The 250-nt window shown below is 57.6% G+C and carries 1 pseudogene; it reads left to right on the forward strand.

The features are described from left to right. Positions 1-237, forward strand: a pseudogene (locus R0J87_RS22980) (5-methyltetrahydropteroyltriglutamate--homocysteine S-methyltransferase); the annotation flags it as partial. Positions 238-250: the final 13 nt, after the last annotated feature.

A 250-nucleotide genomic window follows, 5' to 3' on the forward strand; every position in this document is an offset into this window, starting at 1 on the left:
TTTGATAACTTCAAGTATCCGAACGAAATTGGCCCGGGTGTCTATGATATCCACTCGCCCAATATTCCGACTGAAGCCCAGATGGTGAAACTGATGCAGCAAGCAGCAAAGCGTATCCCGGCCGAGCGCTTATGGGTGAACCCGGACTGCGGCCTGAAAACCCGCCAGTGGGCAGAAGTGGTGCCTGCACTGCAAAACATGGTGGCCGCCGCCAAGATGCTGCGCGCTGACGGCTAAGCAGGGCCGGAGG

This window comes from Halomonas sp. SIMBA_159 (genome assembly GCF_046536035.1).
GTDB lineage: Bacteria > Pseudomonadota > Gammaproteobacteria > Pseudomonadales > Halomonadaceae > Vreelandella > Vreelandella venusta_A.